General features: G+C 60.2%; 17 protein-coding genes and 3 tRNA genes. 14 read left to right on the forward strand and 6 right to left on the reverse strand.

Annotated features, from left to right (window positions below; translation table 11 throughout):
- Positions 1-38 precede the first annotated feature (38 nt).
- Positions 39-1,118 carry a diguanylate cyclase gene (locus tag ACJ8KE_RS15095; protein ID WP_028127874.1) on the reverse strand — a complete coding sequence of 360 codons (1,080 nt, stop codon included), beginning with the start codon at positions 1,116-1,118 and terminating at the stop codon, positions 39-41.
- 258 nt (positions 1,119-1,376) lie between these two features.
- Between ACJ8KE_RS15095 and ACJ8KE_RS15100 the strand changes: the two genes are divergently transcribed.
- Entirely contained in the window at positions 1,377-1,661 is a 285-nt protein-coding gene (locus ACJ8KE_RS15100; protein WP_004933115.1) for a DUF1435 domain-containing protein, read from the forward strand.
- An 89-nt stretch (positions 1,662-1,750) separates the two neighbouring features.
- Here the strand turns inward: ACJ8KE_RS15100 and ACJ8KE_RS15105 are convergent.
- The 4 genes from ACJ8KE_RS15105 to ACJ8KE_RS15120 all read right to left on the reverse strand — a co-directional run bounded on the left by ACJ8KE_RS15105 (position 1,751) and on the right by ACJ8KE_RS15120 (position 3,106).
- Positions 1,751-1,837: transfer RNA gene (locus ACJ8KE_RS15105), tRNA-Leu, on the reverse strand.
- Between the two features lie 42 nt (positions 1,838-1,879).
- Positions 1,880-1,966: transfer RNA gene (locus tag ACJ8KE_RS15110), tRNA-Leu, on the reverse strand.
- A gap of 36 nt (positions 1,967-2,002) precedes the next feature.
- Positions 2,003-2,089: transfer RNA gene (locus ACJ8KE_RS15115), tRNA-Leu, on the reverse strand.
- 72 nt (positions 2,090-2,161) lie between these two features.
- Positions 2,162-3,106 (reverse strand): LysR substrate-binding domain-containing protein, encoded by a 945-nt coding sequence (locus tag ACJ8KE_RS15120; RefSeq protein WP_442517300.1) that lies wholly within the window; start codon positions 3,104-3,106, stop codon positions 2,162-2,164.
- Between the two features lie 118 nt (positions 3,107-3,224).
- On the opposite strand from ACJ8KE_RS15120, the gene ACJ8KE_RS15125 reads away from it, so the two are divergent.
- Positions 3,225-4,217, forward strand: coding sequence for an aldo/keto reductase (locus ACJ8KE_RS15125; protein WP_442517301.1), 993 nt, complete (start codon positions 3,225-3,227; stop codon positions 4,215-4,217).
- A 51-nt stretch (positions 4,218-4,268) separates the two neighbouring features.
- On the opposite strand, the gene rsmC is transcribed toward ACJ8KE_RS15125, so the two are convergent.
- Complete coding sequence (rsmC, locus tag ACJ8KE_RS15130) at positions 4,269-5,309, reverse strand: 16S rRNA (guanine(1207)-N(2))-methyltransferase RsmC (RefSeq protein ID WP_079451089.1); 1,041 nt, start codon at positions 5,307-5,309, stop codon at positions 4,269-4,271.
- Between the two features lie 146 nt (positions 5,310-5,455).
- Here rsmC and ACJ8KE_RS15135 point away from each other — a divergent pair, with 146 nt between their 5' ends.
- The 12 genes from ACJ8KE_RS15135 to deoB all read left to right on the forward strand — a co-directional run bounded on the left by ACJ8KE_RS15135 (position 5,456) and on the right by deoB (position 17,057).
- Positions 5,456-5,893, forward strand: a complete 438-nt coding sequence (locus ACJ8KE_RS15135) for a DNA polymerase III subunit psi (protein ID WP_016929171.1) — start codon at positions 5,456-5,458, stop codon at positions 5,891-5,893.
- Positions 5,838-6,281, forward strand: a complete 444-nt coding sequence (gene rimI, locus ACJ8KE_RS15140; RefSeq protein ID WP_044029730.1) for a ribosomal protein S18-alanine N-acetyltransferase — start codon at positions 5,838-5,840, stop codon at positions 6,279-6,281. The genes ACJ8KE_RS15135 and rimI overlap by 56 nt, the downstream gene beginning before the upstream one ends.
- A 151-nt stretch (positions 6,282-6,432) precedes the next feature.
- The gene (gene prfC, locus ACJ8KE_RS15145; protein ID WP_004933094.1) at positions 6,433-8,022 is read left to right on the forward strand and encodes a peptide chain release factor 3; all 1,590 of its coding nucleotides are present in this window, start codon (positions 6,433-6,435) and stop codon (positions 8,020-8,022) included.
- 515 nt (positions 8,023-8,537) lie between these two features.
- Positions 8,538-9,152, forward strand: a complete 615-nt coding sequence (gene osmY / locus ACJ8KE_RS15150) for a molecular chaperone OsmY (RefSeq protein WP_016929169.1) — start codon at positions 8,538-8,540, stop codon at positions 9,150-9,152.
- A gap of 161 nt (positions 9,153-9,313) precedes the next feature.
- Entirely contained in the window at positions 9,314-9,475 is a 162-nt protein-coding gene (locus tag ACJ8KE_RS15155) for a DUF1328 domain-containing protein (RefSeq protein ID WP_004933089.1), read from the forward strand.
- Positions 9,476-9,543: 68 nt separating this feature from the next.
- Entirely contained in the window at positions 9,544-9,729 is a 186-nt protein-coding gene (locus ACJ8KE_RS15160; protein WP_025305210.1) for a CsbD family protein, read from the forward strand.
- Between the two features lie 10 nt (positions 9,730-9,739).
- A complete protein-coding gene (locus tag ACJ8KE_RS15165) occupies positions 9,740-10,858 on the forward strand; it encodes a patatin-like phospholipase family protein (protein WP_028127872.1) in 1,119 nt (372 codons plus the stop codon).
- The gene (locus ACJ8KE_RS15170) at positions 10,855-11,637 is read left to right on the forward strand and encodes a metal-dependent hydrolase (RefSeq protein WP_016929166.1); all 783 of its coding nucleotides are present in this window, start codon (positions 10,855-10,857) and stop codon (positions 11,635-11,637) included. Before ACJ8KE_RS15165 ends, ACJ8KE_RS15170 begins: the two co-directional genes overlap by 4 nt.
- Before the next feature lie 183 nt (positions 11,638-11,820).
- A complete protein-coding gene (locus tag ACJ8KE_RS15175) occupies positions 11,821-13,098 on the forward strand; it encodes a NupC/NupG family nucleoside CNT transporter (protein WP_004933076.1) in 1,278 nt (425 codons plus the stop codon).
- 370 nt (positions 13,099-13,468) lie between these two features.
- Positions 13,469-14,248 carry a deoxyribose-phosphate aldolase gene (gene deoC / locus ACJ8KE_RS15180; protein WP_016929165.1) on the forward strand — a complete coding sequence of 260 codons (780 nt, stop codon included), beginning with the start codon at positions 13,469-13,471 and terminating at the stop codon, positions 14,246-14,248.
- 66 nt (positions 14,249-14,314) lie between these two features.
- The gene (deoA, locus tag ACJ8KE_RS15185; protein WP_048796556.1) at positions 14,315-15,640 is read left to right on the forward strand and encodes a thymidine phosphorylase; all 1,326 of its coding nucleotides are present in this window, start codon (positions 14,315-14,317) and stop codon (positions 15,638-15,640) included.
- A gap of 193 nt (positions 15,641-15,833) precedes the next feature.
- Complete coding sequence (deoB, locus tag ACJ8KE_RS15190) at positions 15,834-17,057, forward strand: phosphopentomutase (RefSeq protein ID WP_016929163.1); 1,224 nt, start codon at positions 15,834-15,836, stop codon at positions 17,055-17,057.
- The last annotated feature ends 114 nt before the right edge of the window (positions 17,058-17,171 follow it).

A 17,171-nucleotide genomic window follows, 5' to 3' on the forward strand; every position in this document is an offset into this window, starting at 1 on the left:
AGTGTTGATGTCAGCCGCCGCGCCGTTACGGCGGCGGCTTAAGGGTGAACGGCGGCGGGCTCGACGTTTTGCGCCAGCTGAATATTGTTGCGGCCGCTGTGCTTCGCCAGATAGAGCGCGGCGTCGGCCGCGCCGATCGCTGATTCGACGTCCAGCTTTTCCAATGCCGAGATGCCCGCGCTGAGCGTCAGCGTGCCGCTGTGCTGCGGGCTGGCGCCGTGCGGGATATTCAGTTCCGCCACGCGTTGACGCACCCGTTCGGCCAACTGCGCCGCATAGCCTTCGTGCACGTTGGTCAACAGCACCAAAAACTCTTCCCCGCCGTAGCGCACCACGATGTCGCGCGAACGCACCGCATCGCGGATGGCGATCGCCACCTGCACCAGCGCCCGGTCGCCCATGGCGTGGCCGTAGCTGTCGTTGTAGACCTTGAAGTGGTCGATATCCAGCAGCAGCACGTAGTGGCGGCCGGTTTGCGGTTCCAGCAGCATAGTGATCTTATTCTCCAGCCCTCGACGGTTATAAAGGCCGGTCAGGGGATCGAGCATGCTCAAATTATTGAATTTGTCCCGCTCGTTATACAGGTTGGCCACCAGCGCGTGGGTAAAGATTTCACTGCGTTTCAACATCAGGTGATGAATGGAGAAAGCGATAATAGGTAATAGCGTGGTGAATAATATCCGCAGGGTATTATGCATACCGTCTAAAGCCAGGATCATCATTGCGGAAGGTACGGCGTGTAAACAAAAGGCGGTAAAGTTATCCGTCAGAGAAATAGCGCTGATAAAAAAGATGCTAAACAAACTAATTAATAAAAAATCTTGGTTATTCGGTAGGCAATATTGACTTTTAACGTAAATATGTGCGGCCCAGAGCAGGCCGAGCACGCTGGCGAACAGGTTGAGTTTACACAAATATTTACGTGGCGTTTGCAGAGAAAATAGCGCTGCTACCAGACAAAATAGCGGTATACATAATAAAGGTAGGGTAAATGCGGGCGTATCCCTAAAAGGGAACAATAATGTAAATACGGAAGAGGCGGCATTCATTATCAGAAAAAGAAATAATGCCAGGCGCTGCTTGCTGTTCAGTAATTCCTGATAAGAACGGGCGTTCATACGGAGGTCACTCTTTGCAAAGTCGTTCTGTCGAATAATTAAGGTTGAGAAGCATTCCCTTGGCGCGAATATCCACTTGAATTGCATGGTTGAGGGTTGTGATTATTATCATGCAAACAGGACTAGGAATTTTCTTATGTCAAATTATCATTTTTTCCTGCTGGTGTCATCTGAGTTTGGTCAGCGCAGTGAAAATGATGCGGCGGCCAAAAAAGTGTTATATGATATTGGTTATCATTATCACTTAAGGAGGTTGTCATGCTCACTGCCATGATTGCCGCGTGCGGGCTGTGGGGCGTCAGTTGGTGCCTCGGGGATCGCCTGGCCAGCGCCTGGGGCGTTTTGCTGCCTTGTGCTTTGATGCCGCTGCTGGCCTTGATCAACCTGGATATGCTGCAGTTGCGCACCCTGATCGTGATAGCGATGTTGGCCACGCTGGTGATGCTGTTCAACAGCCGGCTGCGCCACTATCTGCTGTTGCCTTCCTGCATGGCGCTGGCGGGCGGCCTGGCGGCAGTCAGCCTCAACTTCAGCTTTGGGTGAAACGCCAGAAACGGCAAAACCACGCTTAAGCGTGTTTATCATCAATGCGTTGGGATTTTTTCGAAGGAACCGCCGAAGAGATCATCAATTGGTGCGAAGAGAGGGACTTGAACCCTCACGTCCGTAAGGACACTAACACCTGAAGCTAGCGCGTCTACCAATTCCGCCACCTTCGCACAGTCGATGTTGTTGCTTTGATTTATATTACGTCGCCAGCTTGGTGCGAAGAGAGGGACTTGAACCCTCACGTCCGTAAGAACACTAACACCTGAAGCTAGCGCGTCTACCAATTCCGCCACCTTCGCATCGATGCTGAGTGCAATATAAATCATGTGGTTATTTGGTGCGAAGAGAGGGACTTGAACCCTCACGTCCGTAAGGACACTAACACCTGAAGCTAGCGCGTCTACCAATTCCGCCACCTTCGCGTACCAGAAACATTACCGGAGTAACGTTACCACGGAGGCGAATTCTAGAGATTTTGGCGGGCACGTCAACAGTTATTTCCCCGCTTTGCGGGCGTTTGCTGGAAAAACAGCCATATCGCCGCTTTTCTGCTGGTCAAACAGCCAAATCAGCCAATCAATCAACACCCTGACCCGTGGCGCCAGGAAACGGCCGGGTGGATACATGATGTAAATCGGCATCGGCGGGGGCGGCGTGTCCGCCAACACTTCCACCAGTTCGCCCTGTTCCAGCCAAGGGGCAAGCGAATAGCGCGCCGCCTGAATCAATCCCATGCCGGCCCGCGCGCCGGCGATGTAGGCGTCGGCGCCGCTGACGCTGAGCCGCGCGGGCAGCTCGCGCAGTTCCAGCTTGCCGCCGCGGCAGAATTCCAGCGGGTAATCGCGGTTGTTGGCCAGGGAAAAATACCCCACCGCGCGATGCGGCTCCAGGCGATCGATGTCGAGCGGCGTGCCGTGGGCCTGCAGATAAGCGGGGGAAGCGCAGGTGACCTGCGGTAGCTGGGCGATGCGCCGCGCTACCAGACTGTCGTCTTCGGTTTCCCAGGCGCGCAGCACGCAGTCCACGCCTTCGCGCAACAGATCGACGTGGGTGTCGTTGGCGCCCAGTGCCAGGGTGATGTCGGGATAACGCCGGTAAAAGTCGTCCAACGCCGGAATGACGATCTGGCGCGCCAGCGAATGGGGCATATCGATGCGCACCTTGCCGGACGGCTGCAGCTTATGGTGACTGAACAGCGTGTCCGCCTCCTCCAGCGCCCCCAGCAACTGCACGCAGCGTTGATAGTAGAGGCTGCCTTCACTGGTCACCTGCACCTGGCGGGTGGTGCGGATCAGCAGGCGCACGCCCATCCGCTGTTCCAGCCGTTTCAACGCGTTGCTGACCGTAGCGCGCGGCAGCTGCAGGCGTTCGGCCGCTCGACTGAAACTGCCCAGTTCGACGATGCGGGTAAAAATGCGCATGGCTTGAACCTGATCCATGTTCACTCCGGATTGTTGGTGATTTTTGAACAGTGATGTGCAATCTGCATTATTTATCTTTGTCGCGTAAACAACCAGACTTTGCTGCGTTATCCATTCACCGCATGAGGGCAGCACAATGCAACAACGTAAACTCGGTTCCCACGGTCCCGTCGTCTCCGCCCTGGGGCTGGGGTGCATGGGCATGAGCGACTTCTACTCCACCGGCGCCGATCGGCAGGAAGCCATCGCCACGCTGCACCGGGCGCTGGAGTTGGGCGTCACGCTGCTCGACACCGCCGACATGTATGGGCCGCACACCAACGAAGAGCTGGTGGGGGAGGCGATCAAGGGCAAGCGGCAACAGGTGTTCCTGGCCACCAAGTTCGGCATTCTGCGCGATCCGGCGGATCCGTCGGCGCGCGGCGTCAGCAGCCGGCCCGAGTATATCCGGCGCTCGGTGGAAGGCAGCCTGCGGCGCTTGGGCGTGGAGGAGATCGATCTCTATTATCAGCACCGGGTCGATCCGCAAGTGCCGATCGAAGACGTCGTGGGCACGATGGCGGATCTGATCCGCGAAGGCAAGATCCGCCACATCGGCCTGAGCGAGGCGTCGGTCGCCACGCTGGAGCGGGCGTACAAGGTACATCCGATCACCGCGCTGCAGACCGAGTATTCGCTGTGGACGCGCGACGCCGAGCAGGGCGTACTGGCGGCCTGCGAACGCCTGGGCATCGGCTTTGTGCCTTACAGCCCGTTAGGGCGCGGTTTCCTCACCGGCGCTATCCGGCGGCCGGAGGATCTGGCCGAGGACGATTTCCGCCGCGGCAACCCGCGTTTCCAGGGGGAAAACTTCGCCCGCAACCTGGCGCTGGTGGAGAAGGTGAGCGAGCTGGCGGCGCAGAAGGGCGTCAAGCCTTCACAGCTGGCGCTGGCCTGGGTGTTGGCGCAGGGCGAGCACATCGTGCCGATCCCCGGCACCAAGCGCCGTCGTTACCTGGAAGAGAACGTCGCGGCGGCGGAGATAACGCTGAGCGCGGCTGAGCTGGCGGCGATTGAAGCGGTGTTCCCACTGAGTGCGGCGGCCGGCGATCGCTACGGCGCGGAGTCGATGACCTACATCAACGGTTAAAAAAAAGCGCGGCCTGCAGGCCGCGCTCTGTCGTTTTCCGCCAACGGCGAATTATTTCTTCTTCGGCGCGCGCGGCGGGCGGCCGACGGTGGCCTGGTACACCTTGAAGCGGCCGTTTTGCGCCAGCACTTCGTGGCTGCCGAAGGTGGCGTCCAGAATGTCCGGGTATGGCAGGAAGGCGTTGGCGACGATGCGCAGCTGACCGCCGATCGGCAGGTGCTTCACCGCGCCGCGGATCAGGGTTTCGGCGGCGGTCAGGCTGGTCTGCAGCCCGTCGTGGAACGGCGGGTTGGAGATGATCATGTCGAAACGGCCGGTGATGTCGGAGTAAACGTTGCTGACGACCACTTCGCCTTCGATGCCGTTGGCGGCCAGCGTCGCGCGGCTGGACTCCACCGCGGCGGCGTTGACGTCGCTGAGGGTCAGTTTCACCTTCGGCGACAGCTTGGACATTACCGAGGCCATGACGCCGGCGCCGCAGCCGATGTCCAGCACCTTGCCTTTCATGTGTTTTTCCAGCGTCGACAGCAGCAGTGAGCTGCCGACGTCCAGGCCGTCGCGGCTGAACACGCCCGGCAGCGTTTTCACTTCCAGATCGTGCAGCTGATAGCTGTCCCACCAGTCGTTCAGGTCGAATTCGGTCTGCGCGTCCAGGCGGCCGTGATACAGGCCACAGCGGCGCGCGCTGTCGATTTTCACCAGCGTGACGTGGCCTTCCAGCGTTGGCTCGGCGCTGCGCACGCCGCTGCGGTTTTCACCGACCACGAACACGTCCGCGCCCACCGGCAGCAGCGCCAGGAGGTTGCACAGCTGGAATTGCGCTTCCTGCTTGCTCTTCGGCCAGTAGTACACCAGCGTGTCGCAGTCGGCGACGAAAGCGGGATCGACGGTCAAACCGAACTGCACGTTATCGCCCATCGTCCGGTTCAGTAACTGCCAGTGATGGTATTGCTGAGTGTGGACGCGCACGTCCGCGGCCTCGAATTGGGCCGGCAGGCTGTCCTGCAGGTCGCCGGCAAACAGCACGCGGCGTTCGATAAATTCATCACTGTGGCGCAGCATGACTTCACTGGCGGGGGTTAATGCAGACATCAGATATTGGCTCCTGGAAATAAGACCGGGGATTATAGAGCTTTGTGGCGATATGTTCGACGGGTTTGTTGGCGCGGGCTGCGCGGGTTTGTTAGCATAGCGCGGCGCATGGCAGGCATGGCGCACCACAACGGGTAGGAATCGGCATGGCATCAAAACGCGACTGGCTGTTACAACAACTGGGTATTACGCAGTGGACATTGCGCCGCCCGGGCGTGTTGCAGGGCGAAGTGGCGGTCAGTCTGCCGCCCGAGACGCGCCTGCTGGTGGTGGCGCAGACGCTGCCGGCGCCCGACGATCCGCTGTTTTGCGACGTGCTGCGCAGCCTGGGGCTGACGCCGGCGCAAACTTACAGCCTGACGCCGGAACAGGTGGCGATGCTGCCTGCAGAGACCGCATGCAACAGTTGGCGGCTGGGCGTGGCGGAGCCGCTCGCGGTCGCCGGCGCGCAGCTACACAGCCCGGCGCTGGCCGAGCTTTCCCAAGACGCGGGGGCCAAACGCGCCCTCTGGCAGCAGATTTGTCATCATGAACACGATTTCTACCCTGACGGCGGCCGACCTGGCCACGGCCTTCACCATTGAGCAAGCCAGCCACGCTTTCCCCTGGACGGAAACCACCTTTGCCAGCAATCAGGGCGATCGCTACCTTAACCTGAAGCTGAGCGCCGATGGGGAGATGGCGGGGTTCGCCATCACGCAGATCGTGCTGGACGAAGCCACGCTGTTCAACATCGCCATTCATCCGCAGCACCAGCGCCGGGGCTTTGGCCGCCTGCTGCTCAACGCGTTGATCGAACAGCTGGAGAGCCGCGGCGTGGTCACGCTGTGGCTGGAAGTCCGCGCCTCCAACCAGGCGGCGATCGCGCTGTATGAAGATCTCGGTTTCAACGAAGTCACCGTGCGCCGCAATTATTACCCGAGCGCCCACGGCCGCGAAGACGCGATCGTGATGGCACTGCCGCTGGGGTAATCAGCCCGGTCGGAAAAAGCATTGATTGTCACCGGTTGGCAAATCGGCGAAAATGCCCGGCTGTTATCTTTTATTCACCGCTTTGCCCGGCGCCGCGATCGGCGCGTTCTGATGATGTCGCAGGGCGGACTAACCGTAGAACCTGAAAACCATGTCTCCTAGTGAATTTGCCCGCGAAGTCTCCAAAAGAAGAACTTTCGCCATCATCTCGCACCCCGATGCCGGTAAAACCACCATTACCGAAAAAGTGCTGCTGTTCGGACAGGCGATCCAGACCGCCGGTACGGTAAAAGGCCGCGGCTCCAGCCAGCACGCCAAATCCGACTGGATGGAAATGGAAAAGCAGCGTGGGATCTCGATCACCACCTCGGTGATGCAGTTCCCGTATCGCGACAGCCTGGTCAACCTGCTGGACACCCCGGGGCACGAAGACTTCTCCGAAGATACGTATCGCACCCTGACCGCGGTCGACTGCTGTCTGATGGTGATCGACGCCGCCAAGGGCGTTGAGGATCGCACCCGCAAGCTGATGGAAGTCACCCGCCTGCGCGACACGCCGATCCTGACCTTCATGAACAAGCTGGACCGCGACATCCGCGATCCGATGGAGGTGATGGATGAAGTCGAACGCGAACTGAAGATCGCCTGTTCGCCCATCACCTGGCCGATCGGCTGCGGCAAGCTGTTCAAGGGCGTTTACCACCTGTACAAGGATGAAACCTACCTGTACCAGACCGGTAAAGGCCATACCATTCAGGAAGTGCGCATCGTCAAGGGCCTGAACAACCCAGAGCTGGATGCGGCGGTGGGCGAAGATCTGGCGGCGCAGCTGCGCGATGAGCTGGAATTGGTGCAGGGCGCTTCTCACGAGTTCGATCAGGAGGCTTTCCTGAGCGGCGAGCTGACGCCGGTGTTCTTCGGTACCGCACTCGGCAACTTCGGCGTGGATCATATGCTGGATGGCCTGGTGGCCTGGGCGCCGGCGCCGATGCCGCGCAAAACCGACACCCGCGAAGTGACGGCGGCGGAAGAGAAATTCACCGGCTTTGTGTTCAAGATCCAGGCCAACATGGATCCGAAGCACCGCGACCGCGTGGCCTTTATGCGCGTGGTTTCCGGCCGTTATGAGAAGGGCATGAAGCTGCGCCAGGTGCGCACCGGCAAAGACGTGGTGATCTCCGACGCGCTGACCTTTATGGCCGGCGACCGTTCGCACGTGGAAGAAGCCTACCCCGGCGACATCATCGGTCTGCACAACCATGGCACCATTCAGATCGGCGATACCTTCACCCAGGGTGAAGACATGAAGTTCACCGGCATCCCGAACTTCGCGCCGGAACTGTTCCGCCGCATTCGCCTGCGCGATCCGCTGAAGCAGAAACAGTTGCTGAAGGGGCTGGTGCAGCTGTCCGAAGAAGGCGCGGTGCAGGTATTCCGCCCGATCGCCAACAACGATCTGATCGTCGGCGCGGTCGGCGTGTTGCAGTTCGACGTGGTGGTGGCGCGCTTGAAGAGCGAGTACAACGTGGAAGCGTTGTACGAGTCGGTTAACGTGTCGACCGCTCGCTGGGTCGAGTGCGACGACGTGAAGAAGTTCGAAGAGTTCAAGCGCAAGAACGAGATCAACCTGGCGCTGGACGGTGGGGACAACCTGTCCTACATCGCGCCGACCATGGTGAACCTCAACCTGACGCAGGAACGTTATCCTGACGTGACCTTCCGCAAAACCCGCGAACACTGATCAATCGGCAGGGCGCCCGGTGCGCCCTGCACGCTCCTCCACCCTAACCGCGCTAATTAATAAACCTTACTCATATTTTACCCTGCGAACCGATGTCGCCAGGCGGCGTTCGTTCGGCCTGCATTTTCCGTCTGATGGTCTATCTTTAACAGGATGTTCGCACATTGCTTGAGAGTAAATCACTGAAATACGTTGCTTGTTTGGTGAGTTATTCTGATGTGTTGCCGATAGGAGACAGTCAGTTTCTTTAAATATCAATGAGATAGCTATATTTCAGTTTCGTGTGGCTTAGTCTGTCGTCAATAGACGACAGTTTGTTGATTAAAAATCCAACTGAAAAATTTTTATCTTTGATAAATAAGGTGTTTTTTGGATTGGCACGGCCGTTGCAATACTCCTGTCGTGAACGCTTAATCGTATAGCGATGATGAAGTATTTACCGAGAGGCCGCGTGAAGGCGGCTGAAGGGTTCCGGCGCTCTGGCGCTGCGAGCCCCCAACAAAAGGAAGAGATCGATGAAAAAGACCAAATTTGCACACTCGCTGATGGCTGTTGTTTTGGGTTCTGCTTTGGTGAGCGGCACTGCACTGGCCGAAGACAGCCTGTTAAACAAGGCGTCTAACGCCGCGGACAGTGCCGGTGCCAAAATCGATAGCTCCATGAAAAAAGTTGACGGTTACATGGATGACAGCGCGATAACGGCTAAAGTTAAAAGTGCGTTGGTGGAAGATAAGACCATCAAAAGCGCTGACATTTCGGTGAAAACCGAAAAAGGCGCCGTGATCCTGAGCGGCTTTGTCGGCAGCCAGGCGCAGGCGGAACATGCGGTCGCGGTTGCCGGTAAGGTGGAAGGCGTCAAGACCGTCAGCGACAAGCTGCACGTGAAGGACGAAGCCAACCAGTCGATCAAATCGTATGCCGGCGACACTGCCACCACCAGCGAGCTGAAAGCCAAGCTGCTGGCCGATGACATCGTGCCGTCGCGCAATGTGAAAGTGGAAACCACCGATGGCGTGGTGCAGCTTTCCGGTGAGGTGAAAACGCAGGCGCAGTCTGAGCGTGCCGAAAGCATCGCCAAGGCCATCGACGGCGTGAAAAGCGTGAAAAACGACCTGGTGGTCAAGCCGTAATCCCGCCAGGCGCCCGTAACAAGTAACAACAAGCCGCATCTGTCGGGCCGTGAAGGCGGCCCGACGTGTACCACCAAAAAAAGAAACTGATTTGCCGTCGACGTCCCGCTGTCGGGGCGGCAGACAGCAGAGAATTTTTTCACAATGGTAAGGAGAAGCTTATGTTTCGTTGGGGCATTATCTTTTTAGTCATCGCGCTTATCGCTGCGGCACTGGGATTCGGTTCGCTGGCGGGCACCGCCGCCTGGGCCGCCAAGGTGGTGTTCGTTGTCGGCATCATCCTGTTCCTGGTCAGCCTGTTCACCGGCCGTCGGCGCCCTTAGCCGGCCGGCATTTTCCCGTAAACTGTAACAAAGCTTAATTCCTTTTCTCACCTCGGGGAGGGCCGGCCATGAACAGCGACATCATCGTCGGGCGCTGGAAACAGCTGAAAGGCCAGGTATGGCAGGCGTGGGCCGAATGGTCCGGCAGCGATTGCGCATGGCTGGCCGGCAGCAACGATTTCCTCGCCGGTGTACTGCAAGAGGATTACGGAAGAGAGCGAGACGCGGTATCCTCGGAGAAAACGTCTCACTGAGGATGCCAAGTTGGGATACAGAATACCCATCACGCTCGGCAATATAGAACCGCTGGCGTCTAAACCCTTTCGGCCAGGCAAGATGGCGCTGGTCTGCGAAGGCGGCGGCCAGCGCGGCATTTTCACCGCCGGCGTGCTGGACGAGTTTCAGCGCGCGGGCTTTAACCCTTTCGATCTGCTGATCGGCACATCGGCCGGCGCTCAGAATCTGTCTGCCTATATCTGTGGGCAGATGGGCTACGCGCGCCGGGTGATCACCCGTTACACCACTTCGGCACAGTTCTTCAATCCGCTGCGCTTCGTGCGCGGCGGGCATCTGATCGATCTCGATTGGCTGGTTGATACGGCGGCGGCGCAGATGCCGCTGGCGATGGACGTGGCGGAACAGCACTTTATCGACGGGCGCGAATTCCTGCTGTGCGCCTGCCGCAGCGACGATTTCGAACCGGCCTATCTGCCGGCGCAGCGCGAACGCTGGCTGCCGGCCATCAAGGCGTCCAGCGCCATTCCCGGCTTCTACCGTCAGGGCGTGGAGTTGGACGGCGTCAGCTATCAGGACGGCGGCATCAGCGATGCGATTCCGGTGGAAGAGGCCTATCGCCGCGGCGCCGACACCATCGTGGTGATCCGCACCGTGCCTTCGCAAATGTACTACACCCCGCAGTGGATGAAGCGTATGGAGCATTGGCTGAGCGACAGCAGCCTGCAGCAGATGGTGCGCATCCTGCAGCATCATGAGCAAAGCTATCACCGCATCCAGCGCTTTATCGAGAAGCCGCCGGGCAAGCTGCGTATCTTCGAGATCTTCCCGCCTAAGCCGCTGGCCAGCAATGCGCTGGGCAGCCGACTGGGGGCGCTCAATCAGGATTATCACCTGGGGCGCCGCTGCGGCCGCTACTTCCTGGCCACCGTCGGCCAGTGGATGGCGCAGCAGGAACCGGACGGCATCAAGGTGCGAAAATCGCTGTCGCGCCGCCTGATCCAGCCCGAGAATGTCAGAATGCCTTCGCCGATCGTGACCGACATCGCCATGTCGCCCGATCTCACGGCGCAGCCGGAGGCTGCGGTGGCGGCGCCGAAACTCATTCTGCCGGGCGATCTGCCGCCGGGTGAAGGGGGCGCGCTGTGAGCTACGCCTTTACCGACACCCACTGCCATTTCGATTTCCCACCCTTTACCGGACACGAGGCCGAAAGCCTGACGCGGGCGGCAAGCGCCGGCGTGCAGCGCATCATCGTCCCGACGGTCACTGCCGATCGCTTTGCGCGGGTGCTGCGGCTGGCGCAGGATCACGCGCCGCTGTTCGCCGCGCTGGGGCTGCACCCGCTGTATATCGCGCAGCATCATGAGCCGCAGCTGGAACAGTTGGCGGCGCTGTTGGCCGAACGGCCACGCAAGCTGGTGGCGGTGGGGGAGATTGGGCTCGATCTATATATGGACAACCCGCAGTTCGAGCGCCAGCAAAGCGTGCTGTTGGCCCAGCTGAGGCTGGCGAAACAGCATGACCTGCCGGTGATCCTGCACTCGCGCCGCACCCACGATCAGCTGGCCGCGGCGCTGCGGCGCATGCAACTGCCGCGCCGCGGCGTGGTGCACGGCTTCGCCGGCAGCCTGTCGCAGGCGCAGGCGTTTATCCGCCTCGGCTATTACATCGGCGTGGGCGGCACCATCACCTATGAGCGGGCGCAGAAAACGCGCGGCGTGATGGCGCAACTGCCGCTTGAGGCGCTGCTGCTGGAGACGGATGCGCCGGACATGCCGCTGGCCGGCTATCAGGGGCAGCCGAATCGCCCCGAGCGCGCCGCCGAGGTGTTTCACACGCTGTGCGCGCTGCGGCCGGAACCGGCCGACGAGATCGCCGCTCACCTGCAACGCAATACCCAGTCACTGTTTGCCATGCCGGATTGATGGGTTTATAACGTGACCTGCGTCACGTTATAAGATTTTCATTTGCGTCTCGTTGTATACATTTGTGACATAAATCGGTGCGAGGGTGACCTCGCTCAGTATAATCCCCCCGAAACTCTCCAATAGCAGACCTCTCTTCATGAGCAGGGATGTATTTTATTTTTTGCAACAGGGAAACTTTGCATGCAACTCATCATGAGTCTGGTCGGTATGGCGGTGCTGATCGCCATTGCGGTGCTGCTCTCCAGCAACCGTCGGGCCATCAAATTGCGTACCGTCGTGTGGGCGTTCATCATTCAGGTCGGCATCGGCGCGCTGGTGCTGTACGTGCCGCTGGGCCGCAGCATCCTCGGCAGTATGTCTAACGGCGTGGCAAACGTTATCGCCTACGGCAATCAGGGCATTTCGTTCATTTTCGGCGGGCTGGTGTCCGACAAGATGTTCGAGGTGTTCGGCGGCGGCGGCTTCGTGTTCGCGCTGCGCGTCCTGCCGGTGATCGTGTTCTTCTCCTCGCTGATTGCGGTGCTGTACTACCTCGGCATCATGCAGTTGGTGATCCGCGTGCTGGGCGGCGGCCTGCACAAGCTGCTGGGCACCTCGCGCACCGAATCGCTGTCGGCGACCGCCAACATTTTCGTCGGCCAGACCGAAGCGCCGCTGGTGGTGCGCCCCTATATCGCCACCATGAGCCAGTCAGAACTGTTCGCCGTGATGTGCGGCGGCCTGGCTTCGGTAGCCGGTTCGGTGTTGGCGGGGTACGCGCAGATGGGCGTGCCGCTGGAATACCTGATCGCCGCATCCTTCATGGCCGCGCCGGGCGGGCTGCTGTTCGCCAAGCTGATGGTGCCGGAAACCGAGCAGACCCACGATAAAGACGATGCGATGAAGCTGATCGCCGAAGAGGATCGTCCGGCCAACGTGATCGATGCGGCGGCTTCCGGCGCGGCTTCCGGCATGCAGCTGGCGCTGAATGTCGGTGCGATGCTGCTGGCGTTTATCGCGCTGATCGCCTTGCTTAACGGCATTCTCGGCGGTATCGGCGGCTGGTTCGATTATCCGCAGCTGTCGCTTGAGCTGATCCTCGGCTGGGTGTTCTCACCGATCGCCTTCCTGATCGGCGTGCCGTGGAGCGAAGCGATGACCGCCGGTTCGTTCATCGGGCAGAAGATCATCGTCAACGAGTTCGTCGCCTACATGAACTTCGGCGCCTATCTGCGCCCGGATGACGTGGTGGCGGCGGAAGGCCTGCAGGTGCTGTCGACGCACACCAAGGCGATCATCTCCTTCGCGTTGTGCGGCTTCGCCAACCTCTCCTCGGTGGCGATCCTGCTGGGCGGTCTGGGCAGCATGGCGCCCAACCGTCGCCACGACATCGCGCGCTTCGGTCTGAAGGCCGTGGCGGCGGGCACGCTGTCCAACTTGATGAGTGCCACCATCGCCGGCTTCTTCCTGGCGCTGTAAGCCATCACGGAGCCCGCGACGGCGCGACCGATCGCGGGACTCCGCCTATACTCTAAGCAACGCGGGTGCTTGCCGCATCCGCGATCTTCAGCCGCTTCTTTAGCGAATTTGTGAACGATATCGCGTTATTTTGTGATGTTCTTCACATATAATTCCGGTCTGTTACAGTGCTATTTCATATAGTGTGACGATGAACGCGAATCGCCTTCGGCATTCGTGTTCAAATAGCTATTACTGGCCGGCCGCAAGGCGGGTGGCCATGTGCGGTGAGAAGGATCTCAGTTGCCGCCGCGGGAACGCCGTTCCCCAGCGCTATCTTCATGGAACCAAGTCCGCTCGCCAACACCCAGGTACTCAGTTGGAGAGTTTTATGACCGAATTAACCGCAGCAGCGCAACGTGCGCTGAACTTGATGGATTTAACCACGCTGAATGATGATGACACCGACGAGAAAGTGATCGCGCTCTGTCGTCAGGCCAACAGCCCGGCCGGCCACACGGCGGCCATCTGCATCTACCCGCGTTTTATCCCGGTGGCGCGTAAGGCGCTGCGCGAGCAAGGCACGCCGGACATCCGCATCGCCACCGTGACCAACTTCCCGCATGGCAATGACGATATCGACATCGCGCTGGCGGAAACCCGCGCGGCGATCGCCTATGGCGCGGATGAAGTGGACGTGGTGTTCCCATACCGCGCGCTGATCGCCGGCAACGAACAGGTCGGCTTCGAGCTGGTGAAACAGTGCAAGCAGGCTTGCCAGGCGGCCAACGTGTTGCTGAAAGTGATCATCGAAACCGGTGAGCTGAAACAGGCCGATTTGATCCGCAAGGCGTCCGAGATCGCCATCAAGGCCGGGGCGGACTTTATCAAGACCTCCACCGGCAAGGTGCCGGTCAACGCCACCCTGGAGAGCGCCGAGCTGATGATGTCGGTGATCCGCGATATGGGCGTGGCGAAGACGGTGGGCTTCAAGCCGGCCGGCGGCGTGCGCACCGCGGAAGACGCGCTGCATTATCTGCAACTTGCCGATCGTATTCTGGGCGAAGGGTGGGCCGATGCGCGGCATTTCCGCTTTGGCGCTTCCAGCCTGCTGGCCAGCTTGCTGACCGCGTTGGGCCACCAGACCCAGACCGCCGGCGGCGGCTACTGATCGATTTCGTTGGCGGGCGCCAGGCGCGCCCGTCTGCACCGACTCTCGGCGACACAGGGGGATGCCTTGTTCCTGGCTCAAGAAATTATTCGTAAGAAACGCGACGGTCAGCCGTTAAGCGAAGCGGAAATCCGCTTTTTCATCAACGGCATTCGCGACAACGTGGTGTCGGAAGGGCAGATCGCCGCGCTGGCGATGACCATTTATTTCCATGACATGAGCATGCCGGAGCGCGTGGCGCTCACCATGGCGATGCGCGATTCCGGCACCGTGCTGGACTGGAAGAGTTTGGCGCTGAATGGCCCGATCGTCGACAAGCATTCGACCGGCGGCGTGGGTGACGTGACCTCGCTGATGCTCGGCCCGATGGTGGCGGCCTGCGGCGGCTATGTGCCGATGATCTCCGGCCGCGGCCTGGGGCATACCGGCGGCACGCTGGACAAACTGGAAGCCATTCCGGGCTTCAATATTTTCCCGGACGATAACGCCTTCCGCAAAATCATTCAGGACGTCGGCGTGGCGATCATCGGCCAGACCAGTTCGCTGGCGCCGGCGGACAAGCGTTTTTACGCCACCCGCGACATCACCGCCACCGTGGATTCGATCCCGCTGATCACCGCCTCTATTCTGGCCAAGAAACTGGCGGAAGGGCTGGATGCGCTGGTGATGGACGTGAAGGTTGGCTCGGGCGCCTTTATGCCGACCTATGCCCTGTCGCAAGATTTGGCGCAGGCGATCGTCGGCGTGGCCAACGGCGCGGGCTGCAAGACCACCGCGCTGCTGACCGACATGAACCAGGTGCTGGCTTCCAGCGCCGGCAACGCGGTGGAAGTGCGCGAAGCGGTACGCTTCCTGACCGGCGAATACCGCAACCCGCGCCTGCTGGAAGTGACGCTGGCGCTGTGCGTGGAGATGCTGCTGTCCGGCGGCCTGGCGCAAGACGAGGCCGATGCGCGCGCCAAGCTGCAGGCGGTGCTGGACAACGGCAAAGCGGCTGAGGTGTTTGGCCGCATGGTGGCGGCGCAGCAAGGGCCGATAGACTTCGTCGAACGTTATGATAGCTATCTGCCGGCGGCAACGCTGAGCAAGCCGGTGTATGCTGAAAAGCCGGGCATCATCAGCGCCATGGATACCCGCGCGCTGGGTATGGCGGTGGTGTCGCTGGGCGGCGGCCGCCGCCGGGCGAGCGACGCCATCGATTACAGCGTTGGCCTGACCGAGGTAGCGCGTCTGGGCGATAAGGTGGATACCCAGCAACCGCTGGCGATGATCCACGCCAACGATGAAGAGAGCTGGCAGCTGGCGGCCGATGCGGTGCGCAGCGCAATGACGCTGAGCGACAAGGCGCCGGAGGCGACGCCGGTGGTGTATAAGCGCATCACTCAAGCGTGATGACCCTCGTCTTTCAAGCCGTAGCGTTGTTGGCTGCACGCGTGCACCCCAGTCACTTACTTGAGTAAGCTCCTGGGGATACACGCGCTAGCCGCCTAGCTACAACTTGAAATCCATTGGGTATAAATTTAGAGAATAAGGGCGATTGCAGTTTTGCGGTCGCAATAGCGTGAGAACACGCAGGAGAGCACAGATGAAACGCACATTTATTATGGTATTGGACTCCTTCGGCATCGGCGCCAGCGAAGACGCCGAACGTTTTGGCGACCAGGGTTCCGACACCCTGGGCCACATCGCCGAGGTTTGCGCGCGCGGTGAAGCCAACGTGGGCCGCCAGGGCCCGCTGACGCTGCCTAACCTGAGCCGTCTGGGCCTCGGCAAAGCGGCGGAGGAGTCCACCGGCAACTTCCCGCAGGGGCTGGATCGCAACGCCGACATCATCGGTGCTTACGCTTACGCCAGCGAGCTCTCTTCCGGTAAAGACACGCCGTCGGGCCACTGGGAAATCGCCGGCGTGCCGGTGCTGTTCGACTGGGGCTACTTCAAGGACGAGCACAACAGCTTCCCGCAGGCGCTGCTGGACAAACTGGTCGAACGCGCCAATCTGCCGGGCTACCTGGGCAACTGCCACTCATCCGGCACCGTGATCCTCGATCAGCTGGGCGAAGAGCACATGAAAACCGGTAAGCCGATTTTCTACACCTCCGCCGACTCGGTGTTCCAGATCGCCTGCCATGAAGAAACCTTCGGCCTGGATCGTCTGTATGAGCTGTGCGAAATCGCGCGTGAAGAGCTGACCGAAGGCGGTTACAACATCGGTCGCGTGATCGCGCGTCCGTTCGTCGGCGATAAGCCGGGCCACTTCCAGCGCACCGGCAACCGCCACGATCTGGCGGTAGAGCCGCCGGCGCCGACCGTGCTGAAAAAGCTGGTGGACGAGAAGGGCGGCGAAGTGGTGTCGATCGGTAAAATCGCCGACATCTACGCCAACGTCGGCATCACCAAGAAGGTGAAGGCGACCGGCATCGATGCTCTGTTTGACGCGACCCTGATTGAAATGGAAAAGGCCGGCGATAACACCATCGTGTTCACCAACTTCGTGGACTTCGACTCCTCTTACGGCCACCGCCGCGACGTGGCGGGCTACGCCGCCGCGCTGGAGCTGTTCGACCGCCGCCTGCCGGAGCTGCTGAAGCTGGTGAAAGACGAAGATATCATCATCTTCACCGCCGACCACGGCTGCGACCCGACCTGGCCGGGCACCGACCACACCCGCGAGCACATCCCGGTGCTGGTTTACGGTCCGAAAGTGAAACCGGGTTCGCTGGGCCACCGCGAGACCTTCGCCGACATCGGCCAGACCGTCGCCAATTATTTTGGCCTGTCGCCGATGGATTACGGTAAGACCATGTTCTAAGCCCTGTCTTTCAAGCCGCAGCGTTGTTAGCTTCACGCGTGAACCTCAGTCGCTTACTCAAGTAAGTTCCTGGGGATTCACCCGCTAGCTGCCTGGCTGCAACTCGAAATTCAA

The sequence above is a fragment of the Serratia sp. CY56464 genome, assembly GCF_052168435.1.
In the GTDB taxonomy this organism is placed as follows: domain Bacteria; phylum Pseudomonadota; class Gammaproteobacteria; order Enterobacterales; family Enterobacteriaceae; genus Serratia; species Serratia marcescens.

What these genes read in the sequence shown, in the direction of transcription:
- osmY (WP_016929169.1), top strand. Translation starts at nt 8,538, where the DNA reads ATGAAAAAGACCAAATTTGCACACTCGCTGATGGCTGTTGTTTTGGGT.
- ACJ8KE_RS15175 (WP_004933076.1), top strand. Translation starts at nt 11,821, where the DNA reads ATGCAACTCATCATGAGTCTGGTCGGTATGGCGGTGCTGATCGCCATT.
- deoB (WP_016929163.1), top strand. Translation starts at nt 15,834, where the DNA reads ATGAAACGCACATTTATTATGGTATTGGACTCCTTCGGCATCGGCGCC.
- ACJ8KE_RS15160 (WP_025305210.1), top strand. Translation starts at nt 9,544, where the DNA reads ATGAACAGCGACATCATCGTCGGGCGCTGGAAACAGCTGAAAGGCCAG.
- deoC (WP_016929165.1), top strand. Translation starts at nt 13,469, where the DNA reads ATGACCGAATTAACCGCAGCAGCGCAACGTGCGCTGAACTTGATGGAT.
- rsmC (WP_079451089.1), bottom strand. Translation starts at nt 5,309, where the DNA reads ATGTCTGCATTAACCCCCGCCAGTGAAGTCATGCTGCGCCACAGTGAT.
- ACJ8KE_RS15100 (WP_004933115.1), top strand. Translation starts at nt 1,377, where the DNA reads ATGCTCACTGCCATGATTGCCGCGTGCGGGCTGTGGGGCGTCAGTTGG.
- rimI (WP_044029730.1), top strand. Translation starts at nt 5,838, where the DNA reads ATGAACACGATTTCTACCCTGACGGCGGCCGACCTGGCCACGGCCTTC.
- ACJ8KE_RS15155 (WP_004933089.1), top strand. Translation starts at nt 9,314, where the DNA reads ATGTTTCGTTGGGGCATTATCTTTTTAGTCATCGCGCTTATCGCTGCG.
- ACJ8KE_RS15125 (WP_442517301.1), top strand. Translation starts at nt 3,225, where the DNA reads ATGCAACAACGTAAACTCGGTTCCCACGGTCCCGTCGTCTCCGCCCTG.
- ACJ8KE_RS15095 (WP_028127874.1), bottom strand. Translation starts at nt 1,118, where the DNA reads ATGAACGCCCGTTCTTATCAGGAATTACTGAACAGCAAGCAGCGCCTG.
- prfC (WP_004933094.1), top strand. Translation starts at nt 6,433, where the DNA reads ATGTCTCCTAGTGAATTTGCCCGCGAAGTCTCCAAAAGAAGAACTTTC.
- ACJ8KE_RS15120 (WP_442517300.1), bottom strand. Translation starts at nt 3,106, where the DNA reads ATGGATCAGGTTCAAGCCATGCGCATTTTTACCCGCATCGTCGAACTG.
- ACJ8KE_RS15135 (WP_016929171.1), top strand. Translation starts at nt 5,456, where the DNA reads ATGGCATCAAAACGCGACTGGCTGTTACAACAACTGGGTATTACGCAG.